2 tRNA genes and 3 rRNA genes are annotated in these 5,677 nt (G+C 48.4%); all 5 read right to left on the bottom strand.

From position 1 onward, the window contains the following. Positions 1-22: 22 nt before the first annotated feature. Positions 23-137 (bottom strand): 5S ribosomal RNA (gene rrf / locus J3491_RS11735). 123 nt (positions 138-260) lie between these two features. Continuing rightward, positions 261-3,117, bottom strand: a 23S ribosomal RNA gene (locus J3491_RS11730). A 328-nt stretch (positions 3,118-3,445) separates the two neighbouring features. Beyond that, positions 3,446-3,521 (bottom strand) — tRNA-Ala (locus tag J3491_RS11725). Positions 3,522-3,529: 8 nt separating this feature from the next. Continuing rightward, positions 3,530-3,606: transfer RNA gene (locus J3491_RS11720), tRNA-Ile, on the bottom strand. Positions 3,607-3,678: 72 nt separating this feature from the next. Next, positions 3,679-5,218, bottom strand: a 16S ribosomal RNA gene (locus J3491_RS11715). The 16S, 23S and 5S rRNA genes sit together here with 2 tRNA genes alongside, the layout of an rRNA operon. Positions 5,219-5,677: the final 459 nt, after the last annotated feature.

Below are 5,677 nucleotides of genomic sequence, written 5' to 3'. Positions count from 1 at the left end.
AGGGGGCTTTTTAGGAATAGGGAGCTGACGATGACCTACTCTCACATGGCCGGAGCCACACTACCATTGGCGCAACGATGTTTCACTTCTGAGTTCGGGAAGGGATCAGGTGGTGCCATCGTGCTATTGTCGTCAGCAAAGGGGGTTAGATATGAGTCTGTGTTTGTTTTACTTAATGACTTAAGTATCACTTATCCTAACTGAATCAAGGATAAAGGTGATATCGATATAATGCTTGATACAAACCACTTGGGTGTTGTATGGTCAAGCCAAACGAGCAATTAGTACAGGTTAGCTCCACACATCGCTGCGCTTCCACACCCTGCCTATCAACGTCCTAGTCTTGAACGGCTCTTTAGGGAAATCTAATCTTGAGGTGGGCTTCCCGCTTAGATGCTTTCAGCGGTTATCCCATCCGAACGTAGCTACCGGGCAATGCCATTGGCATGACAACCCGAACACCAGCGGTTCGTCCACTCTGGTCCTCTCGTACTAGGAGCAGATCCTCTCAAATTTCCAACGCCCACGGTAGATAGGGACCGAACTGTCTCACGACGTTCTAAACCCAGCTCGCGTACCTCTTTAAATGGCGAACAGCCATACCCTTAGGACCTGCTTCAGCCCTAGGATGAGATGAGCCGACATCGAGGTGCCAAACACCGCCGTCGATATGAACTCTTGGGCGGTATCAGCCTGTTATCCCCAGAGTACCTTTTATCCGTTGAGCGATGGCCCTTCCATACAGAACCACCGGATCACTAAGACCTACTTTCGTACCTGCTCGACTTGTGGGTCTCGCAGTTAAGCGCGCTTTTGCCTTTATACTCTATGAACGATTTCCGACCGTTCTGAGCGCACCTTCGTACTCCTCCGTTACTCTTTAGGAGGAGACCGCCCCAGTCAAACTACCCACCATACATTGTCCTCGGTATTGTTATACCTGAGTTAGAACCCCAACATGACCAGGGTGGTATTTCAAGATTGGCTCCACCAAGACTAGCGTCTCGGTTTCAAAGCCTCCCACCTATCCTGCACAAGTCAGGTCAAAGTTCAATGTAAAGCTGTAGTAAAGGTTCACGGGGTCTTTCCGTCTAGCCGCGGGTACACAGCATCTTCACTGCGATTTCGATTTCACTGAGTCTCTGCTGGAGACAGCGCTGCCATCATTATGTCATTCGTGCAGGTCGGAACTTACCCGACAAGGAATTTCGCTACCTTAGGACCGTTATAGTTACGGCCGCCGTTTACTGGGGCTTCGATCAAGACCTTCGCATACGCTAAGCCCATCAATTAACCTTCCAGCACCGGGCAGACATCACACCCTATACGTCCACTTTCGTGTTTGCAGAGTGCTGTGTTTTTAATAAACAGTTGCAGCAGCCTGGTATCTGCGACTGCCAATAGCTTACGGAGCAAGTCCTTCACCATCAGCAGCGTACCTTCTCCCGAAGTTACGGTACCATTTTGCCTAGTTCCTTCAGCAGAGTTCTCTCAAGCGCCTTGGTATTCTCTACCTGATCACCTGTGTCGGTTTAGGGTACGATTCGTTTATGACTATCGCTTAGAAGCTTTTCCTGGAAGCATGGTATTTGCCACTTCGTCCTACAAGTAGGACTTGCTATCAGATCTCGGTATAAAATAGCCCGGATTTACCTAAGCTATAAACCTACATCCTTCCACTCAGACAACCATCGCTGAGCTGGCATAACCTTCTCCGTCCCTCCATCGCATCATAAACAAGTATCGGAATATTAACCGATTTCCCATCGACTACGCCTTTCGGCCTCGCCTTAGGGGTCGACTCACCCAGCCCCGATTAACGTTGGACTGGAACCCTTGATCTTCCGGCGTGCGAGCTTTTCACTCGCATTATCGTTACTCACGTCAGCATTCGCTCTTGTGATACCTCCAGCATGCTTTACAACACACCTTCACAGGCTTACACAACGCTCCCCTACCACTTGAAAACAAATTCAAATCCGCAGCTTCGGCTCCTAGTTTGAGCCCCGTTACATCTTCCGCGCGGGCCGACTCGACTAGTGAGCTATTACGCTTTCTTTAAAGGATGGCTGCTTCTAAGCCAACCTCCTAGCTGTCTATGCCTTCCCACCTCGTTTCCCACTTAACTAGGAATTTGGGGCCTTAGCTGGCGGTCTGGGTTGTTTCCCTCTCCACGATGGACGTTAGCACCCACCGTGTGTCTCCCGGATATCACTCATCGGTATTCGGAGTTTGCATCGGTTTGGTAAGTCGGTATGACCCCCTAGCCGAAACAGTGCTCTACCCCCAATGGTGTTCGTCCGAGGCGCTACCTAAATAGCTTTCGGGGAGAACCAGCTATCACCGAGTTTGATTAGCCTTTCACCCCTATCCACAAGTCATCCCCTGGCTTTTCAACGACAGTGGGTTCGGTCCTCCGGTGCCTGTTACGGCACTTTCAACCTGCTCATGGATAGATCACTCGGTTTCGGGTCTATACCCTGCAACTAGACGCCCTATTAAGACTCGGTTTCCCTACGGCTCCCCTAAACGGTTAACCTTGCTACAGAATATAAGTCGCTGACCCATTATACAAAAGGTACGCGGTCACCCAACAAGTGGGCTCCCACTGCTTGTACGCACACGGTTTCAGGTTCTATTTCACTCCCCTCACAGGGGTTCTTTTCGCCTTTCCCTCACGGTACTGGTTCACTATCGGTCAGTCAGGAGTATTTAGCCTTGGAGGATGGTCCCCCCATCTTCAAACAGGATTTCTCGTGCCCCGCTCTACTTAATATGTTAACGCTAATGTTTCGAATACAGGACTATCACCTACTATGGTCAGCTTTCCCACGCTGTTCTTCTACATTAGCATTAATCGGCTTCTCCCCGTTCGCTCGCCGCTACTAGGGGAATCTCAATTGATGTCTATTCCTAAGGGTACTGAGATGTTTCACTTCCCCTCGTTCGCTTCTTGTACAAGTACAAGATACTTACCTTATGGTAAGTGGGTTTCCCCATTCAGAAATCTCCGGATCACAGGATATTGCCGCCTCCCCGAAGCTTATCGCAGGCTGTCACGTCTTTCATCGCCTCTGACTGCCAAGGCATCCACCATGTGCGCTTAATTACTTGACCATACAACCCCAAAGGGTCTTTGTCAGCAATTATAACGATATCACCTATGTTTACGCTTGATTCAGTTCTCTTTACTTTGAAGACTAGCCCTTGGGATAACAAACAATGTCGTTAAAAGGCTAGTCTTCAGGTTAGCAATAACACGTGAAATGTTATTGCTAACCCAGACTCATATCTATGTTTTTAAATAGTCTCTATGCTCTCGTCAAGTCATAGATTTCCGTATAAAACAGAAAGAAGTAATCGTGTCTTTGTTCAAAGATAAATCACTTGTTTCTATTTAATACCTATTGTATTTATTTGCACTCTAAGCTACCGAGGTTTGTAGTGGTGGAGCCAAACGGAGTCGAACCGTTGACCTCCTGCGTGCAAGGCAGGCGCTCTACCAACTGAGCTATGGCCCCATGTATAATGGTGGGTCTAGGTGGACTTGAACCACCGACCCCCGCGTTATCAACACGGTGCTCTAACCAGCTGAGCTACAGACCCTAGTACGTCCTAAAACGTAAGCTTAAACTAAAGAACAACTTGTTGTGAATTCTTGCTGACCGAATGCGTCTATAAGGAGGTGATCCAGCCGCAGGTTCCCCTACGGCTACCTTGTTACGACTTCACCCCAGTCATCAACCACACCGTGGTGATCGCCGTCCTAAAAGGTTCGGCTAACCACTTCTGGTGCAATCAACTCCCATGGTGTGACGGGCGGTGTGTACAAGGCCCGGGAACGTATTCACCGCGGCATTCTGATCCGCGATTACTAGCGATTCCTACTTCATGGAGTCGAGTTGCAGACTCCAATCTGGACTACGATAGGCTTTTTGAGATTCGCATCACATCGCTGTGTAGCTGCCCTCTGTACCTACCATTGTAGCACGTGTGTAGCCCTGGTCGTAAGGGCCATGATGACTTGACGTCGTCCCCGCCTTCCTCCAGTTTGTCACTGGCAGTATCCTTAGAGTTCCCGGCTTAACCCGCTGGTAACTAAGGACAAGGGTTGCGCTCGTTGCGGGACTTAACCCAACATCTCACGACACGAGCTGACGACAGCCATGCAGCACCTGTATTCTAATTCCCGAAGGCACTCCCGCATCTCTGCAGGATTCTAGATATGTCAAGACCAGGTAAGGTTCTTCGCGTTGCATCGAATTAAACCACATGCTCCACCGCTTGTGCGGGCCCCCGTCAATTCATTTGAGTTTTAACCTTGCGGCCGTACTCCCCAGGCGGTCTACTTATTGCGTTAGCTGCGTCACTAAGGAATCAAGTTCCCCAACGACTAGTAGACATCGTTTACGGCGTGGACTACCAGGGTATCTAATCCTGTTTGCTACCCACGCTTTCGAGCCTCAGTGTCAGTATGATGCCAGGAAGCTGCCTTCGCCATCGGTATTCCTCCAGATCTCTACGCATTTCACCGCTACACCTGGAATTCTACTTCCCTCTCACCTACTCTAGCTTAACAGTATCAGATGCAGTTCCCAGGTTAAGCCCGGGGATTTCACATCTGACTTATCAAGCCACCTACGCTCGCTTTACGCCCAGTAATTCCGATTAACGCTTGCACCCTCTGTATTACCGCGGCTGCTGGCACAGAGTTAGCCGGTGCTTATTCTGCAGCTAATGTCATCGCATATGGGTATTAACCATATGGTCTTCTTCACTGCTTAAAGTGCTTTACAACCAAAAGGCCTTCTTCACACACGCGGCATGGCTGGATCAGGGTTGCCCCCATTGTCCAATATTCCCCACTGCTGCCTCCCGTAGGAGTCCGGGCCGTGTCTCAGTCCCGGTGTGGCTGATCATCCTCTCAGACCAGCTACAGATCGTCGCCATGGTAGGCCTTTACCCCACCATCTAGCTAATCCGACTTAGGCTCATCTAATAGCGAGAGCAGTAAACTGCCCCCTTTCTCCCGTAGGTCGTATGCGGTATTAATTCGAGTTTCCCCGAGCTATCCCCCACTACTAGGTAGATTCCTAAGTGTTACTCACCCGTCCGCCGCTCGACGCCTACCAGCAAGCTGGTATCGTTTCCGCTCGACTTGCATGTGTTAAGCCTGCCGCCAGCGTTCAATCTGAGCCATGATCAAACTCTTCAGTTTAATCTTGCTATGAAGCTCTTTAAAGAAGCTTCTAAACTTGGCTCATTTATTCTAGCAAATCGCTTAAAATTATGTTCGTAATGAATTAACTTTGAGTTTTTCTGCTGAGTAAATGATAATTTTTATAGTTAGAACTGACTCCGAAAAGAAGTCAAAACCAACTTTATTTTTTAGCATTCTAAATCAGCAAAAATCCACACAAGTTGTTCTTTAGTTGTGCTTTTAAATAGTGTCTTATACTGTCGTCCAGTAGTAAGATATTTCGCTTACTTATAGTAAGTAAGGCTAAATAGCGCTAAACCTTAGTGGTTTATCCTATCTAGCGAGCCGACTATCATATCATAACGATTTGGTTTGTCAAGCTTTTTATCTAATTTGTTTCTCAAGGTTCGCTGCGTTGTTACTATGTAATTTACCCTAGTAATGCTTAGCTCGTCCTGATGAGGTGCGTATTATAGA

This window comes from Psychrobacter halodurans (assembly GCF_017498075.1).
GTDB classification, from domain to species: Bacteria; Pseudomonadota; Gammaproteobacteria; order Pseudomonadales; family Moraxellaceae; genus Psychrobacter; species Psychrobacter celer.
Note: the sequence above shows the minus strand (reverse complement) of the source record. Positions and strands in the feature narration are given on the sequence as shown.